General features: G+C 45.9%; 15 protein-coding genes. 2 read left to right on the top strand and 13 right to left on the bottom strand.

Going from position 1 to position 16,208, the window contains the following annotated elements:
• The 7 genes from rodA to leuS form a co-directional block, all read right to left on the bottom strand.
• Positions 1-1,122, bottom strand: coding sequence for a rod shape-determining protein RodA (gene rodA / locus R7P72_RS15675; protein WP_005373004.1), 1,122 nt, complete (start codon positions 1,120-1,122; stop codon positions 1-3).
• A complete protein-coding gene (gene mrdA / locus R7P72_RS15670; protein WP_005373006.1) occupies positions 1,122-3,038 on the bottom strand; it encodes a penicillin-binding protein 2 in 1,917 nt (638 codons plus the stop codon). Before mrdA ends, rodA begins: the two co-directional genes overlap by 1 nt.
• Before the next feature lie 29 nt (positions 3,039-3,067).
• Positions 3,068-3,538 carry a 23S rRNA (pseudouridine(1915)-N(3))-methyltransferase RlmH gene (gene rlmH, locus R7P72_RS15665; RefSeq protein WP_005373008.1) on the bottom strand — a complete coding sequence of 157 codons (471 nt, stop codon included), beginning with the start codon at positions 3,536-3,538 and terminating at the stop codon, positions 3,068-3,070.
• Positions 3,539-3,542: 4 nt separating this feature from the next.
• Positions 3,543-3,860: a ribosome silencing factor gene (gene rsfS / locus R7P72_RS15660; protein WP_005373015.1), complete on the bottom strand. Its 318-nt coding sequence runs from the start codon at positions 3,858-3,860 to the stop codon at positions 3,543-3,545.
• Positions 3,861-3,948: 88 nt separating this feature from the next.
• Positions 3,949-4,968 carry a DNA polymerase III subunit delta gene (gene holA / locus R7P72_RS15655; protein WP_005373017.1) on the bottom strand — a complete coding sequence of 340 codons (1,020 nt, stop codon included), beginning with the start codon at positions 4,966-4,968 and terminating at the stop codon, positions 3,949-3,951.
• A 5-nt stretch (positions 4,969-4,973) separates the two neighbouring features.
• Positions 4,974-5,513, bottom strand: coding sequence for an LPS assembly lipoprotein LptE (lptE, locus tag R7P72_RS15650; protein WP_005373019.1), 540 nt, complete (start codon positions 5,511-5,513; stop codon positions 4,974-4,976).
• Positions 5,514-5,665: 152 nt separating this feature from the next.
• The gene (gene leuS, locus R7P72_RS15645) at positions 5,666-8,239 is read right to left on the bottom strand and encodes a leucine--tRNA ligase (protein WP_005373022.1); all 2,574 of its coding nucleotides are present in this window, start codon (positions 8,237-8,239) and stop codon (positions 5,666-5,668) included.
• A 153-nt stretch (positions 8,240-8,392) separates the two neighbouring features.
• Between leuS and R7P72_RS15640 the strand changes: the two genes are divergently transcribed.
• Complete coding sequence (locus R7P72_RS15640) at positions 8,393-8,863, top strand: zinc ribbon-containing protein (RefSeq protein WP_005373024.1); 471 nt, start codon at positions 8,393-8,395, stop codon at positions 8,861-8,863.
• An 83-nt stretch (positions 8,864-8,946) separates the two neighbouring features.
• Here the strand turns inward: R7P72_RS15640 and lnt are convergent, their stop codons facing one another.
• The 5 genes from lnt to miaB all read right to left on the bottom strand — a co-directional run bounded on the left by lnt (position 8,947) and on the right by miaB (position 14,564).
• Positions 8,947-10,464, bottom strand: coding sequence for an apolipoprotein N-acyltransferase (gene lnt / locus R7P72_RS15635; protein ID WP_005373026.1), 1,518 nt, complete (start codon positions 10,462-10,464; stop codon positions 8,947-8,949).
• A 32-nt stretch (positions 10,465-10,496) separates the two neighbouring features.
• Positions 10,497-11,396 carry a CNNM family magnesium/cobalt transport protein CorC gene (corC, locus tag R7P72_RS15630; RefSeq protein ID WP_005384118.1) on the bottom strand — a complete coding sequence of 300 codons (900 nt, stop codon included), beginning with the start codon at positions 11,394-11,396 and terminating at the stop codon, positions 10,497-10,499.
• A gap of 105 nt (positions 11,397-11,501) precedes the next feature.
• On the bottom strand, positions 11,502-11,966 hold the full coding sequence (ybeY, locus tag R7P72_RS15625; RefSeq protein WP_005373030.1) for an rRNA maturation RNase YbeY: 465 nt from the start codon (positions 11,964-11,966) through the stop codon (positions 11,502-11,504).
• A 2-nt stretch (positions 11,967-11,968) separates the two neighbouring features.
• Positions 11,969-13,066, bottom strand: coding sequence for a PhoH family protein (locus tag R7P72_RS15620; protein WP_005373033.1), 1,098 nt, complete (start codon positions 13,064-13,066; stop codon positions 11,969-11,971).
• Positions 13,067-13,139: 73 nt separating this feature from the next.
• Entirely contained in the window at positions 13,140-14,564 is a 1,425-nt protein-coding gene (miaB, locus tag R7P72_RS15615) for a tRNA (N6-isopentenyl adenosine(37)-C2)-methylthiotransferase MiaB (protein WP_005373038.1), read from the bottom strand.
• Positions 14,565-14,821: 257 nt separating this feature from the next.
• On the opposite strand from miaB, the gene R7P72_RS15610 reads away from it, so the two are divergent.
• Positions 14,822-16,000, top strand: coding sequence for a 2-octaprenyl-3-methyl-6-methoxy-1,4-benzoquinol hydroxylase (locus R7P72_RS15610; RefSeq protein ID WP_005384117.1), 1,179 nt, complete (start codon positions 14,822-14,824; stop codon positions 15,998-16,000).
• A gap of 13 nt (positions 16,001-16,013) precedes the next feature.
• Here R7P72_RS15610 and R7P72_RS15605 read toward each other — a convergent pair.
• A partial coding sequence (locus R7P72_RS15605) for a hypothetical protein (RefSeq protein ID WP_206949545.1) occupies positions 16,014-16,208 on the bottom strand: 195 nt, incomplete at its 5' end.

Below are 16,208 nucleotides of genomic sequence, written 5' to 3'. Positions count from 1 at the left end.
CTAGGTCGCCTTAGAGAATGCTTTTCGGTGCGTATGAATCGACATCAGAATACCAAAACCAGCCATCAAGGTTACCATTGATGTGCCGCCATAACTGATGAGTGGCAACGGTACACCTACTACAGGTAGGATGCCACTTACCATGCCAATATTTACAAAAATATACACGAAGAAGCTGAGTACAATACTGCCTGCCATCATTCGTCCAAATGCGGTTTGCGCTTGGCTGGCGAGATATAAACCTCGTCCAATAATAAATAGATAGATGGCTAAAAGGCAAAGGAAGCCAATCATACCCCATTCTTCAGCAATTACTGCAAAGATAAAGTCAGTGTGTCGTTCTGGAAGAAATTCTAGTTGTGACTGCGTACCTTGCAACCAACCTTTGCCGGAAATACCACCGGAGCCAATCGCAATTTTACTCTGAATAATGTGGTAGCCCGCTCCTAGCGGATCAGATTCCGGGTTAAATAGAGTACGAACTCGCACTTTTTGATACTCTCGCATCAAGAAAAACCACAGAATTGGAATGAAACCACCTAATGCAATCGCAGCACCAGCGATGATTTTCCAGCTAATGCCGGCGAGGAAGATAACAAAAATACCGGAAGCGGCGATCAGGATCGAGGTACCTAAGTCAGGCTGCTTTGCAATGAGAATGGTTGGTAAGCAGACCATAATCAGTGCAACAATGAGTGTTTTTAGCGTTGGTGGAAGGGGCTGTCTACCGACATAGCGAGCCACCATTAATGGCACTGCGAGCTTCAATAGCTCTGACGGTTGAAAGCGCACAAAACCGAGGTTAAGCCAACGCTGCGCGCCTTTCGATGCTTCACCGAAAAACAGCACGCCGAAAAGCAGTATAACGCCACCAACGAACATCAAAGGTGCCAAGCTTTCGTAAGTTCGTGGAGAAAGCTGTGCAAGGACGAGCATCACAACGAGTGAAAGCACCATTCGCATGGCTTGGCGATCCATCATCAGTAAACTTTGGCCACTGGCGCTGTACATGATCACCAGGCCAAACCCCATCAGGGCCAGTATGCCAAGTAGGAGTGGTAAGTCGATATGGAAGCGTTCAAACAGGGCGCGATTTTTACCTGTAGAGGGATCCATCTTCATTACTGTTTTACCTCTTTCTTCGCATTGTTTTCAGGCTCAATTTCTTCTGGACCAAGAACGACTCGGTCAAAAATTTTCCTTACTACTGGGGCACCGTTACTAGAACCACCACCGGCATTTTCTAGTACTACAGTGACGACCACTTTAGGATCATCAAATGGTGCAAAGCCAGTAAATAACGCATGGTCACGTAAGTGCTCGGCGATCTCATCGGCGTTGTATTCTTCGTTTTCACCCAGACCGAAGACCTGTGCAGTACCTGATTTACCCGCTGTTTCATAATTCATTTTGTAGAATGAGCGGCGAGCTGTTCCGCGCGTGCCATGGTTTACCCGACGCATGCCTTCTTTCGCCATATCCCAGTACTTTTTAGGCACATTCTTGATTGGTGGGTAAGTCACGTATTCTGTCGCTTGCTGCTCTTCGAAGTCGTTACCATTTTCTATCGTCGCTTTGAGCAAGTGAGGTGCGATCACTTCTCCCTCGTTTACTAATACGGAGGTTGCTTTGGCGATTTGCATTGGTGTTGCTGTCCAATATCCTTGGCCGATACCCACAGGGATCGTATCACCTTTATACCACGGGGTTTTATGGCGAGACATTTTCCAGTCACGAGTCGGCATGTTTGCCTTACTTTCTTCGTAGATATCAATGCCAGTGTAATCACCAAAACCGAACATCATCATCCAATTCGAAATACGGTCAATACCCATGTCATAAGCGATTTGATAGTAGAAGGTATCAACAGACTCTTCGATCGACTTAATGATATCGACGCGTCCGTGTCCCCAACGCAACCAGTCCCGGAACGGACGTGTGTTAGAGTTTGGTATGCGCCAATAACCAGGATCATTTCGTGTGGTGTTAGGTGTGACGACACCTTCTTGCAGCGCGGCTACCGCCATAAATGGTTTGATGGTAGAGGCCGGAGGGTAAATGCCAAGTGTAGTGCGGTTGACCAAAGGACGGTTTTTATCGTTCAAAAGGGCACGATAGTCTTTACCTGAGATTCCGTGCACGAACGAGTTAGGATCGTAGCTAGGACTTGAAACCATAGCCAGTACACCGTTGTCTCTAGGATCGATCACTACAGCACTGCCTCGGCGGCCGTCCAATAATTGGTGTACGTACAACTGCAAGTTGATATCAAGGTTTAAAACGATGTCTTTTCCGGGGACAGGTGGAACGTACTTTAAGGTACGAATTACTCGGCCGCGGCTGTTTACCTCGACTTCTTGATATCCGGCTGTACCGTGTAAGAGGTCTTCGTAGTATTTTTCAATACCCAGCTTACCAATGTCGCGAGTGGCTTGATAGTTTGCGTCTTTTTCTTCTCGGATCAGGCGCTGCATGTCGCGATCATTGATTCGAGAAACGTAACCAATCACGTGGGTTAAGACTTCGCTGAAAGGGTAGTAGCGCTTTAAGGTCGCACTTATTTCCACACCCGGAAAGCGGTACTGATTGACGGAGAACACCGCTACTTGTTTTTCGTTCAGTTGGGTCAGCAGTGGGACCGATTTAAATCGACGAGTCCGTTTACGCTCGTGGTGGAAACGTTCAATCTGGTCTGGTGTAATTTCCAGAATAGTTTGTAATTCTTGGATGGTTGCATCAATGTCTTTAATTTTTTCTGGGGTCAGTTCTAAGTTAAAGACGGGACGGTTCTCTGCCAGTAAAACGCCATTTCGGTCATAAATTAGACCTCTGTTAGGCGCGATAGGCACTACTTTGATGCGGTTATCGTTCGAGCGGGTTTGATAGTCTTGAAACTGGTTCACCTGAATGTTGTACATGTTGGCAACCAGAGCTCCCATCAAGACAACAATGCCGATAAAAGCAACAATAGCGCGGCTGGCAAACAGACGCGCTTCGGCTTGATAATCTCGGATTTGACTGCGTCGTTTACGAATCATTAACGCTTGGCTCTAAAGTTAAACAACGATTATTCGCGATGATAAGGGTGGTTAGCGGTGATGCTCCACGCTCGGTATAAGCTTTCTGCCATTACGATACGCACTAGAGGGTGGGGTAGCGTTAAGGCAGACAATGACCAGCTTTGGTCTGCTGCAGCTTTGCATGCAGGAGCGAGTCCTTCGGGACCGCCGATTAATATTGATACATCACGGCCATCTAATTTCCAAGCTTCTAACTGCTCAGCGAGTTGAGGAGTGTCCCATTTTTTACCAGGGATATCTAACGTGACGATACGGTTGCCTTTTGGTATCGCCGCGAGCATCGCTTCCCCTTCTTTTTGCAGGATGCGAGCGATATCGGCATTCTTACCACGCTTGCCAGCAGAGATTTCAATCAACTCCAACGGCATATCATGCGGGAAACGGCGACGATATTCTTGAAAGCCTTCCTCAACCCATTTTGGCATTTTTGTGCCAACAGCAATTAGTTGAATTTTCAAAAGATTAACCCCAGAGTTTTTCTAGCTGGTAGAGTTCGCGGTGCTCTTCTTGCATCACGTGAAGCATGGCGTCGCCCATATCTAGGACTACCCATTCACCTTCGTTTTCACCTTCCATTCCTAGTGGCTCAAGACCGGCTTTTTTCACTTCTGTTGCAACATGGTCAGCGATGGATGAAACGTGGCGTTTGGATGTACCAGTACAGATGATCATGTAATCTGTCACGCTTGATTTATCTTCCACATTTAGGACGATAATGTCTTCCGCTTTCATGTCGTCGGCTTTATCAGCTAAAAAGTCTTTCAGTTCTTCGCGAAGCACTCGGTTTTCCTCGGTTTGTCTCTTATCTCTACAGTGTTTTACATTCTTGCTTGCAAAACAGGTCGCGCACTATATCACGCTTTGATTTTTAAATTGCCAGCTTAATATCAGGAGAGCAGGTTTCTAAGCTCAACTGATGAATAGTTGGCCATACAGACTCGTCATATTGAGTTTTGGCTTTTATCTCTGCTTGAGCCAACAAGGAGAGCAATGCACAAATACGACTCGCCGATAAGCGGGTCAGTGCTGCGTTATAGAGTGGACGCTTGTTTTGCCAAACTCGATATTTCTCAAATACCTGGTTCATTCCCATTTGAGTTAAGTCTTGATGCATATTTAAAAGTTGGCTCAACTCTTTTTGTACACTTCGAATCAAGATCACGGTCTCAACCCCTTCCGCCTCAAGTTGGCGAAGAATGCGTTGTGCACGGTTTGTTTTACCTGCCAGTAAGGCGTCGATCCAGTTAAAGGTAGTGAAGTGATTATGGCGACTTAGGGCTTCCTCTAAACGTATGATGGTCAGCTCACCATCCGGATAGAGTAGGGCCAATTTCTCTAAGCTTTGTGTCAATGCAAATAGGTTACCTTCATGCCATTGAGCCAACATTTGCAGTGATTGCTGATCGGGTTTTAGTCCCAACGTGCGGCAACGTGTCTGAATGAACATAGGTAGGCGTTGAAGGTCTGGCGACAAGCAGCTTACCCAATCGCCTTTTGAGCTTAATGCTTTGAACCATTTCGCATTTTCTTGGGCTTTGGTCAGTTTGCTACCAACAATGACGAGCATGATGTCATCATGAAGCATATCACACAGTGTTTGCAGCTCTTTGCTGACGGCGGTTGTTACGCCACTTTCAGGAATTTCAAGCTCAATCAATTGACGGTTTGAAAACAGGCTCATCGCTTGGAAACAGTCGTAAACTTGGTTCCAGTCGATGCTAGCATCCACCGAAAAACGGTGTTTTTCCTCAAAACCTTGCTGAAACGCTGCCTTTTGGATTGCTTGGCGGCTTTCTTGAATCAGTAACGGCTCATTACCAAAGATTAAGTAAACCTGTTTAACTTGTTTAGTTAAATGATCCGTTAGCTTATCGGCATAAATTCGCATAGTGACTAAGAGTTTGTGTTCGCTGGCTCAGAGATTTGTCCTGCTTCATATTCGGCACGAATACGGCCCAACTGGCGCATCATCTGTTTTGCAGCTTGCAAGCGCATCTCGTCTTCAATTACGTCACGCTCAACAGATTTTGCAAGTGCGGTCAACGGGTTGTCTAGGTAGTTGCGGTTTACTGTTGTCGTAAAGTTTTTAGAACCATAGCCAGGAATTGTCACACGGTATTTTACTACGTATGTCAGCTCTTTTTCTGCTGCACGGCTATTTTGATAAAGCGATAGTGTACGCTCATCGATTGTCGCTTCCGTCAAATGAAGGTTGGGTACCGTCGATGATGGTTGAACAAGTTCAACTTTGTTCAGTTCGAGTTGAGAGCGAACATAGCGAGTTAATTCACTGTATTCATCGTAGCTGGAGAAAGACATAGTGTGCAGCTCTTCCGGTACGGAATACTCGCCGCGAAGGTGAAAACCACAGGCAGAAAGAAGCCCCGCTAATACCAATACCACTGGTAGTTTAATCAAAGAGAAAAAGCGCATTGATTGTATTCATCCTAAATTGAAGGGGTTATTTACCTTAAACCACTCATGTGAATGGTTTGAGGTAAATAAACAGGGTAGAAAACTACCCTGTTTAATGACTCTTGGTTAACAAATAAGTTCGCTAAACAGAGACAAATTGACAGCTGCGATTAGTTTGCAACGATGTTCAGCAGTTTACCTGGAACGTAAATAACTTTACGAATAGTCAGGCCATCAGTGAACTTAACCACGTTTTCGTCGTTTAGACCAAGCTGTTCGATATCGTCTTTAGAGATATCCGCTGGGACTGTTAGCTTCGCACGTAGCTTACCGTTAACTTGAACAACGATAGTTTTTTCGTCTTCAACTAGCGCTTTTTCGTCAAACGTCGGCCATGCCGAGTTATCAATGTCTGTTTCACCTAGTGCTGCCCATAGCTCGTATGAGATATGCGGAGTGATAGGGTAAAGCATGACAACAATAGCTTTCAGTGCCTCGTCAAGGATTGCACGATCTTGCGCAGATTCTTGAGGCGCTTTCGCTAGTTTGTTCATCAGCTCCATGATCGCTGCGATCGCGGTGTTGAATGTTTGACGACGAGCGATATCGTCCGTCACTTTCGCGATAGTCTTGTGAACGTCACGGCGAAGTGCTTTTTGATCACCAGAAAGCGCTGCGGTATCTACTGCTTCTGCTGCGCCTTTCGCTGTGTGCTCTTTCACTAGTTTCCAAACACGTTTTAGGAAGCGGTTCGCACCTTCTACGCCAGACTCTTGCCATTCAAGTGTCATGTCCGCTGGAGACGCGAACATCATGAATAGACGTACTGTGTCAGCGCCGTACTTGTCTACCATTTCTTGAGGGTCGATACCGTTGTTCTTAGACTTAGACATCTTGATCATGCCTGAGTGCGTTACATCACGACCTTCAGTGTCTTTAGCAGAAGTAATGCGGCCTTTACCATCACGTTCAACGGCTACGTCTGTTGGAGCTACCCACTCTTTACCACCTTTCTCGTTCTCGAAGTAGAACGCATCAGCCAGTACCATGCCTTGACACAGTAGTTGCTTGAACGGTTCGTCAGAAGTTACGTAACCCGCATCGCGCAGTAGTTTGTGGAAGAAGCGTGAGTACAGTAGGTGCATACAAGCGTGCTCGATACCACCGATGTATTGATCTACTGGTAGCCAGTAGTTTGCTTTTTCTGGGTCTAGGATGTCGTCCGCTTGTGGTGAACAGTAACGCGCGTAGTACCAAGAAGATTCCATGAACGTATCGAACGTATCTGTCTCACGTAGAGCAGGTTCGCCGTTAAAGGTTGTCTTCGCCCACTCTTTGTCTGCTTTGATTGGGCTAGTGACGCCGTCCATTACCACGTCTTCTGGAAGAATCACTGGTAGTTGGTCAGCAGGTACTGGGTGAACTTCACCGTCTTCAGTCGTTACCATTGGGATTGGTGCGCCCCAGTAACGTTGACGAGATACACCCCAGTCGCGTAGACGGAAGTTTACAGTCTTAGTGCCTTTGCCCTCTGCTTCTAGTTTCGCTGCGATTGCGTCGAATGCCGCTTGGAATTCTAGGCCATCGAATTCACCTGAATCGAACAGTACACCTTTCTCAGTGTATGCTGCTTCAGAGATGTCTAGCTCGCTGCCATCAGCAGGCTTGATAACTGGCACGATGTCTAGACCGTACTTCGTTGCGAACTCGTAGTCACGTTGGTCGTGCGCAGGTACAGCCATTACCGCGCCTGTACCGTAGTCCATCAGAACGAAGTTTGCTACGTATACTGGTACTTCGCGGCCGTTCAATGGATGAATAGCAGTAAGGCCAGTTGCCATACCTTTCTTCTCCATTGTCGCTAGCTCAGCTTCTGCAACCTTGTTGTTCTTACATTCGTCGATAAACGCTGCAAGCTCTGGATTGTTCTCTGCTGCAAGAGCTGCAAGAGGGTGACCAGCAGCGATACCCACGTAAGTCACACCCATTAGCGTATCTGGACGTGTTGTGTAAACTTCTAGGTCTTGTTGACCCTTAACTTTAAACTTCAGTTCAACACCTTCAGAACGACCAATCCAGTTGCGCTGCATGGTTTTTACCATTTCAGGCCAACCTTCAAGCTTATCTAGGTCGTCTAGTAGCTCTTGAGCGTACTCAGTGATTTTGATGAACCATTGAGGGATTTCTTTTTGCTCTACAGGCGTATCACAACGCCAGCAACAACCGTCTTCAACCTGCTCGTTTGCAAGAACAGTTTGGTCGTTAGGACACCAGTTAACAGAAGAAGTCTTTTTGTAAACTAAACCTTTCTCGTAAAGTTTAGTGAAGAACTCTTGTTCCCAGCGGTAGTACTCCGGTGTACATGTTGCGAATTCACGGTTCCAATCGTAACCAAAGCCTAGAAGCTTAAGTTGGTTCTTCATGTATTCGATGTTTTCGTAAGTCCAAGGTGCTGGCGCAGTTTTGTTTTTTACTGCTGCGTTTTCTGCAGGTAGACCGAATGCATCCCAACCGATTGGTTGCATCACGTTTTTGCCTTGTAGGCGTTGGAAACGAGATACTACATCACCGATAGTATAGTTGCGCACGTGACCCATGTGCAGTCGACCACTTGGGTATGGGAACATGGACAGACAGTAGAATTTTTCTTTATTTGGGTCTTCACTTACAACAAAGGTTTTGTTGTCATCCCAGTGCTTTTGAACTTTTTGTTCAATATCTTGTGGGTTGTATTGTTCTTGCATCGATGGTATCCGTTATCTTGGAATTTGTGAGTTCGGTTAGAACAGACTTAAATAGATCGTCATAGAATACCTAAAGCTAGGGATCACAACAATAGCCAATCTGTACCCATGCGCCCTTAAGTGACGCAGGTAGGAGAAAGATGGAGGTCAGTTATGCCTAAACGTAAAACAGGTTATGAGGAAATGCTCGAGGATGTGATTGAAACCTTGAAGCACAGTCCGGAAGAAGTTAACAAAGCGATTGAGACGTCGGGCAAAGTGGTGGATGCTGCTAATGACTTGACCAAAGATGAGTTGGCTTTAATCAAAGCGTACCTTAAAGCAGACTTAAAAGAGTTTTCAGAGAGTTACGAGGATAGCAAAAGCGGCCCGTTTTACTTAACGATTGCGGATTCGATATGGCAAGGGCTGTTAGAGATTACAGACCGAACTAAAGTTGAGTGGGTTGAGTTGTTCGATGACTTAGAGCATCAAGGGCTATATGAAGCAGGAGAGGTGATAGGCTTAGGCACTTTAGTCTGTGATGAGTGTGGTCACAAGACAACGTATAACCACCCAACAGTAATCATTCCGTGTATTAAGTGTGGTCACAAAGGCTTTACTCGTCAGTCATTAAAGCCATAAATGGCGAGTAACGACTGTATAATGCAATGAATAAAAAGAGGCTTAGTCGCCTCTTTTTTGTCTTTTCTACTTTCAAGCTGTTATCAGCTCTGTTTTCTTCTTAAACCGAAAGTCAGCGCTAAACTTAACCCAACCCAAATATACAATGGCCAAGTACCAAGGATTCGATATGGCGTTTTCCCATCGGTTGGGGTGAGCTCTGCGCGCAGTACTGCAGTTTCAAACTGCGGTACTTGCTCAACGATTTTACCTTTGTGATCGGTTACCGCTGTTAATCCGTTGTTAGTCGAGCGGATGAGCGGTTTACCCAACTCTAAGGCACGCATACGGGCGATCTCCATATGCTGAAGAGGACCGATAGAGTGACCAAACCATGCATCGTTTGAAAGCGTTAGAATGAAGTCTGTTTCGTCAGTCACATTTTGACGCACTTGCTCATTAAAGATGATCTCATAGCAAAGCGCTGGTGCCATGTGCATGCCATTCGCAACGATGTTTGGCTGCACAAAAGCCCCACGGCTAAACGACGACATCGGTAGGTTAAAGAATGGCGCTAATGGGCGCAAAATATCTTCAAATGGTACAAACTCACCAAACGGTAATAGGTGATGCTTATGGTAGCGTTCGCTCAAGTCGAAACTGTAGTCACCGTATGGTGTGATGCCGAGGGACAGAATACTGTTGTAGAACTGTCGGTCTTCAGCTTGGTTGACGACACCGGTGATGATTGCGCTGTTATTCATTTTTGCAGCGCTGTCGATATTGCTCAAAAATGAAGGCACTTCAATTTCAAAAGCGGGAATTGCTGCTTCTGGCCAAACGATAATGTCAGCGTCCCAGTTTTCACGAGTTAAGTCAGCGTATTTCATGATGGTTGGCCAGCGTTGACTTGGTAGCCACTTTAGGTTTTGGTCTACGTTACCTTGAATCAGCGCGAGCTTAGTCGTGTCTTCTGGTCGGGGTGTTACCCAATCGTAGTTGCGAATCCCAAAGCCAGTACTGAGTAGTACCGCAGGGATAATCACCATCAGCCACTGCTTATGAATCCATGCATAGGCTAACGCCCCTGCGCTGATAAGGATAAATAGAGTAAGCAGTTCTACGCCGCCAATTGGTGCAAAGCTTGCGAGTGGAGCATCTATCTGGCTATAGCCTAGCCATAACCAAGGGAAGCCGGTCATCACCCAACCACGCAACCAATCACTTATCAGCCATAAAGCAGGTGCAGCGAGAAGTGCTTTTGTGAGCGTAAATTGAGGAAACAGCTTGTTGTTGAGCCAAGCAAATAAGCCTGAATAAACAGCCAAGTAGGCAACAAGTAAGCCCATTAAAAATAAATTGGCAATGAGCGGCATACCGCCAAAACCGGAGATACTGACGTAAACCCAGCTAACGCCAGTTGCAAATTGACCTAACCCCCAAGCATAACCAATCCATAGTGCGCGTTTCGGAGTTTGGTTAGCAAGAAGAATCAGTAGAATTGCAGGGCTAAGAATGGCAATAGGCCACAGCTGGTAAGGAGCGAAAGCGAGTGTAGTAGAGGCGCCAACAAAAGCGGCCACTAAGGGCCGCTTAAGGCGATGAAAGAGTTCATTCATCATTGTAATTTCTGAGATTCCCAATGGGTATCGCGTTACTCTTGAGTGGCTTCAACCAGGGTTTCTTCGTCTGGGATCGTCACTTGGAGTTGAATGACACGACGGTTATCGGCAGCGGTGACTTTGAAGTTGTAGCCTTCAATTTCAACCAGTTCACCACGAGAAGGTAAGTGACCAAAGGCAGTCATGACCATACCACCAACGGTATCAACTTCCTCATCGCTGAAGTTGGTTCCGAATGTCTCATTAAACTCTTCGATGGTTGTCAGCGCTCTGACAGCAAACGTATGCTTGCTCAGCTTACGAATGTCCGTCTCTTCACTTTCATCGAATTCATCTTCAATATCCCCGACGATTTCCTCAAGGATATCTTCAATGGTCACAAGACCAGAAACACCACCGAATTCATCGACAACAATGGCCATATGATAACGTTCTTCACGGAATTCTTTCAGCAGTCGATCAACGCGTTTACTTTCCGGTACTACAACCGCTGGTCGAATGACTTCTTCGATATCAAATGGATTACTGCCTGAGCCTAAGTATTTAAGTAAGTCCTTCGCTAGAAGTATGCCTTCCACATGGTCTTTATCTTCGCTGATCACAGGGTAGCGAGAGTGTTGAGCATCGGTAATCAAAGCAACCAAGGTATCAAGGTCGTGAGTACGCTCAACGGTAACCATTTGCGAACGCGGGATCATAATGTCACGCACACGCATTTCGGAGATTTCCATAACACCTTCGAGCATATCGCGAGTGTCATGGTCAATCAGGTCGTTAACTTCAGAGTCGCGGATAACATCCACAAGCTCTTGGCGATCTTTTGGTTCGCCCTGAAATAGTTGACCTAGACGTTCAAAGAAGGACTTTCTACTCGGACCTTCTGCCTTTTCTTTCTTATCTTCGTTAGAAGAGGGAGAATTATCTTCGTTCATTGTTTCTCAATTAAGTAACGCTATCAGAAGTGTGATAGCACACATAGAGAGGCGAACACGAGAGTCATTTAGGTGGTTCGCCTTTCCCTGTCGAGTGGCCAATAGCTACTCTTTTTCAGCAATGTAAGGATCTTCATAACCCATACCTTGCATGATTTCGGTTTCGAGGGACTCCATCTCTTCGGCTTCGTCATCCTCTATATGATCATAACCTAGCAGATGCAAGCTGCCATGTACAACCATATGCGCCCAATGTGCTAGCAGAGGCTTGCTCTGTTCAACCGCCTCTTTTTCAACAACTTGGCGGCAAATAATCAAATCACCAAGTAAATCTATTTCCATACCAGGAGGTGCTTCAAATGGAAACGACAACACATTAGTTGGTTTATCTTTGCCGCGATACTCATGGTTGAGCGTATGACTTTCTTGTTCATCAACAATACGAATGGTGACTTCGGCTTGTGGCTGGAAGAGAGGAATTGTCTTATCTAGCCACAATTGGAAATCTTGCTGCGAAGGCAGACCTTCTTCATTTTCGACTGCCAGTTGCAGATCAAGTTCAATCGCCATGATTATTCCTTAGTTGAAGCAACTTGTGCATTCAGTTCGGCTTTTGCTGCTTCTAGTAACTTCGCATCGCGTTCTTCACGACGGCGTTTCTCGAACTCTTTACGCTCTTTCTGGTCTTGTGCTTCCCACTTCTCGTACGCGTTAACGATACGAGCAACCACAGGGTGACGTACAACGTCGTCGGCTAAGAAGAAGTTAAAGCTGATGTCGTCAACTTCGCTTAGTACTTCAATAGCATGACGAAGACCCGATTTCGCACCACGAGGTAAGTCAATCTGCGTGACATCACCAGTGATAACCGCGCGAGAGTTAAAACCAATACGCGTTAGGAACATCTTCATCTGTTCAACTGTGGTGTTCTGACTCTCATCAAGAATGATAAAGGCGTCGTTTAGAGTACGACCACGCATGTAAGCAAGAGGGGCAACCTCAATCACGTTACGTTCAATCAGCTTCTCTACGCGCTCAAAGCCCAGCATTTCAAATAGGGCGTCGTATAGCGGACGTAGGTATGGGTCGACTTTCTGGCTTAAATCACCAGGTAGGAAGCCCAATTTCTCACCAGCTTCAACCGCTGGACGAGTAAGTAGAATACGGCGGATCTCTTGGCGCTCTAGTGCGTCAACAGCTGCTGCTACAGCAAGGTAGGTTTTACCTGTACCTGCCGGGCCAATACCAAAAGAAATATCATGCGTGACCATGTTAACCAAGTACTGCGCTTGGTTTGGCGTACGTGGTTTGATCACACCTTTCTTGGTTTTGACGAAGACTTCTTTACCATGCTCGATATTAGACTCAGTATTCTGCTCAAGAACACCAGACTCTTTGATCGCTAGATGGATTTGCTCAGGCTCAATATCTGGGATCTCACCTCGTACAGGTGCGGTATCAACATATAGAGTTTTCAGGATATCCAGCGCAGCTGATGCGGTATGAGGTTTACCGACAATCGTAAAGTGGTCACTACGGTGGTTAATTTCAACGCCTAGACGACGTTCTAAATGCTTGATGTTGTCATCGAATGGACCGCACAGGCTAGCTAGTCGGCGGTTGTCTGAAGGTTCTAGGTTAATTTCTAGAGTTACGATTTTATTGCTCAATGTTGCCTCTCATTTTTTGCCACTTAGTGAGAGCCTGATAACGACCAGGCTCTCTATGGCTATTTATACGAGCTTACGGCGTAAAAGTAGCTACACCCAGCTCATCTTCGCGACGTGTTTTCGCCATCATCTGCGTTGGGGAAATCACACTACGAAGATCCATGTCTTTTTCAGTACGTACTAGCTCACCACGCAGTGAGTTTGCAAATACGTCTACGATCTTCACATCAACGAACTGACCAATTAGGTCTGCACTACCTTCAAAGTTTACTACACGGTTGTTTTCTGTACGAGCGCGTAGTTCCATTAGGTTTTTCTTCGAAGGACCTTCAACTAGAACACGTTGTTCTGTGCCAAGCATTAAGCGAGAGTAACGCATCGCTTGAGCATTGATAGTTTGCTGTAGTTCGTAAAGGCGCTCTTTCTTCACTTGTTCTGACACATCACAAGGGTAATCCGCTGCTGGCGTGCCTGGACGTGGAGAGAAAATAAAGCTGAAGCTCATGTCAAAGTCTACATCTTTGATTAGCTTCATGGTGTCTTGGAAGTCTTTGTCTGTCTCACCAGGGAAACCAACAATAAAGTCTGAACTGATTTGAATATCAGGACGAGCTTTACGCAGTTTACGGATGATCGATTTGTATTCGATAGCGGTGTGAGGGCGTTTCATCATCGTTAGGATACGGTCACTACCACTTTGCACAGGTAAGTGCAGGAAGCTCACAAGTTCTGGCGTATCTTCGTATACTGCGATGATGTCGTCTGTGAATTCTAACGGGTGGCTCGTCGTGAAACGAATACGGTCGATACCATCGATAGACGCAACCAAACGAAGCAGTTCTGCAAATGAACAGATCTCACCATCGTGCATAGGACCACGGTACGCGTTTACGTTTTGACCCAGAAGGTTTACTTCACGTACGCCTTGTTCAGCAAGTTGGGCGATTTCGAACAGTACGTCATCCATTGGACGGCTTACTTCTTCACCACGAGTGTACGGTACGACACAGTAAGTACAGTACTTAGAGCAGCCTTCCATAATAGAAACGAATGCTGTCGCACCTTCAGCGCGAGGTTCAGGTAGGCGGTCGAATTTTTCGATCTCTGGGAACGAAATGTCCATAACTGGTGCATCATCGGACTGAGATTGTTTGATCATCTCAGGTAGGCGGTGCAAAGTTTGTGGGCCAAAAATAACGTCAACGTATGGTGCACGTTCACGAATATGGTCACCTTCTTGCGTTGCTACACAACCACCTACACCGATAACTACGCCAGGTTTTTTATCTTTTAGTGTTTTCCAGCGGCCTAACTGGTGGAAAACTTTCTCTTGCGCTTTTTCACGGATCGAACAGGTGTTAAGTAGAAGTACGTCTGCTTCCTCTGGCTCTTCCGTCAGCTCGTAGCCGTTTGCAGCATTAAGCAGGTCGGCCATTTTTGATGAATCGTATTCGTTCATCTGGCAGCCCCAGGTTTTAATTAGCAGTTTCTTACTCATCTCACTTTCGCTCGTTCAGTTGTACTTAAATCGGAGAGCTATTGCTCAAATTATAGCCGCCATCACGGCGGTAAGCGGCGTATTGTACTGCTTTAAAAAGCACCTGACTAGTGATCTAGCTAATTCTCTGCAAAGCCTGATGAAATCTAGTTTTTCGCCCTATGCAGAACAAGGTTTTTTGTTAAACAATTTTGTAAAAATAGCCATGGAAAGTACAATAAAAAACGCCAATTAATCAGCACGATGAAGAGTGAAAAATGAACAAGTATGACATCGCCGTGATCGGTGGCGGTATGGTTGGGGCAGCCGTCGCTGTTGGATTTGCCAAGCAGGGCAGAAGCGTTGTCTTGGTCGAAGGTACAAAACCTAAAGTTTTTGATGCCGCTCAGGCGATGGATATTCGTGTATCTGCAATCTCGCACCAGTCGGTGGAGTTACTTGATTCACTCGGAGCATGGCCAGAGATCAAGAGCATGCGAGTTTGTCCTTATCGGCGCTTAGAAACTTGGGAGCACCCAGAGTGCCGTACTCGTTTTCACTCTGATGAATTGTCATTGGATCAGCTAGGTTACATCGTTGAAAACCGCCTAATCCAATTAGGTCTTTGGCAAGTCTTCTCTCAGTATGAAAATCTAACCGTGATGTGTCCTGAGCGATTAAAAGCCATTGAGTTTGCAGATGTAAATCTTGTGACACTAGAAAGTGGGGCGCAGTTTGAAGCTAACTGGGTGATTGGTGCTGATGGTGCAAACTCTAAAGTTCGTCAATTGGCTGGAATTGGTGTAACTGCGTGGGATTACCGACAACACTGCATGTTGATTAATGTGAAAACAGAATTGCCTCAGCAAGATATTACTTGGCAACAATTTACACCTTCAGGCCCACGTTCATTTTTACCTCTGTGCTCTTTGAGTAACGACGATGGTCAAGTAGTAGGCCAAGGTTCTTTGGTTTGGTATGACTCGCCTAAACGTATTAAACAACTGTGTGCGATGAGTAAACCTCAACTAAGAGAAGAAATTTTACGTCATTTCCCTGCTGAATTAGGCGATATTGAAGTTTTACAGTTTGGCTCATTCCCACTCACTCGTCGTCATGCGCAAAGCTACTCAAGCAAAAATTGCGTGTTAGTGGGTGACTCTGCCCATACGATCAACCCGCTTGCAGGGCAAGGGGTAAACTTAGGCTTCAAAGATGTAGACGTTCTCCTTTCGGTAACAGAACAACAAGAAAAGCTGGAAGATACCTTACTCGCGAAATACGAACGCGCACGTCGACCTGACAACTTACTCATGCAGACGGGCATGGACTTTTTCTATAAAGGTTTTAGCAACGATCTAGGGCCATTGAAGTTCGTACGTAATGCTGCATTGAAGCTTGCTGAAAACTCAGGGCCAATTAAGGCTCAAGTACTGAAATACGCGTTAGGTATGTAGTAAGCTACTCAAATCACAGATAGAAAAAAAGCGAGCCATGAGCTCGCTTTTTTAATTCGGCAAATCTAATGATTTCCCGAGTCCAGAACCAAAAAAAGAAAAAACCCAGCAAAGTCATGCTGGGTTTTCCGATAATGGTGCGGAAGGAGAGACTTGAACTCTCACACCTTGCGGCGCCAGAACCTAAATCTGGTGCGTCTACCAATTC

Source organism: Vibrio sp. Vb0888, assembly GCF_033338835.1.
Taxonomy (GTDB): Bacteria; Pseudomonadota; Gammaproteobacteria; order Enterobacterales; family Vibrionaceae; genus Vibrio; species Vibrio alginolyticus.
Note: the sequence above shows the minus strand (reverse complement) of the source record. Positions and strands in the feature narration are given on the sequence as shown.

Excerpts from the sequence above, each read along its gene's own strand:
- leuS (WP_005373022.1), bottom strand. The coding sequence starts at position 8,239 with ATGCAAGAACAATACAACCCACAAGATATTGAACAAAAAGTTCAAAAG.
- lnt (WP_005373026.1), bottom strand. The coding sequence starts at position 10,464 with ATGATGAATGAACTCTTTCATCGCCTTAAGCGGCCCTTAGTGGCCGCT.
- holA (WP_005373017.1), bottom strand. The coding sequence starts at position 4,968 with ATGCGAATTTATGCCGATAAGCTAACGGATCATTTAACTAAACAAGTT.
- corC (WP_005384118.1), bottom strand. The coding sequence starts at position 11,396 with ATGAACGAAGATAATTCTCCCTCTTCTAACGAAGATAAGAAAGAAAAG.
- mrdA (WP_005373006.1), bottom strand. The coding sequence starts at position 3,038 with ATGATTCGTAAACGACGCAGTCAAATCCGAGATTATCAAGCCGAAGCG.
- lptE (WP_005373019.1), bottom strand. The coding sequence starts at position 5,513 with ATGCGCTTTTTCTCTTTGATTAAACTACCAGTGGTATTGGTATTAGCG.
- R7P72_RS15640 (WP_005373024.1), top strand. The coding sequence starts at position 8,393 with ATGCCTAAACGTAAAACAGGTTATGAGGAAATGCTCGAGGATGTGATT.
- R7P72_RS15610 (WP_005384117.1), top strand. The coding sequence starts at position 14,822 with ATGAACAAGTATGACATCGCCGTGATCGGTGGCGGTATGGTTGGGGCA.
- ybeY (WP_005373030.1), bottom strand. The coding sequence starts at position 11,966 with ATGGCGATTGAACTTGATCTGCAACTGGCAGTCGAAAATGAAGAAGGT.
- miaB (WP_005373038.1), bottom strand. The coding sequence starts at position 14,564 with ATGAGTAAGAAACTGCTAATTAAAACCTGGGGCTGCCAGATGAACGAA.
- rodA (WP_005373004.1), bottom strand. The coding sequence starts at position 1,122 with ATGAAGATGGATCCCTCTACAGGTAAAAATCGCGCCCTGTTTGAACGC.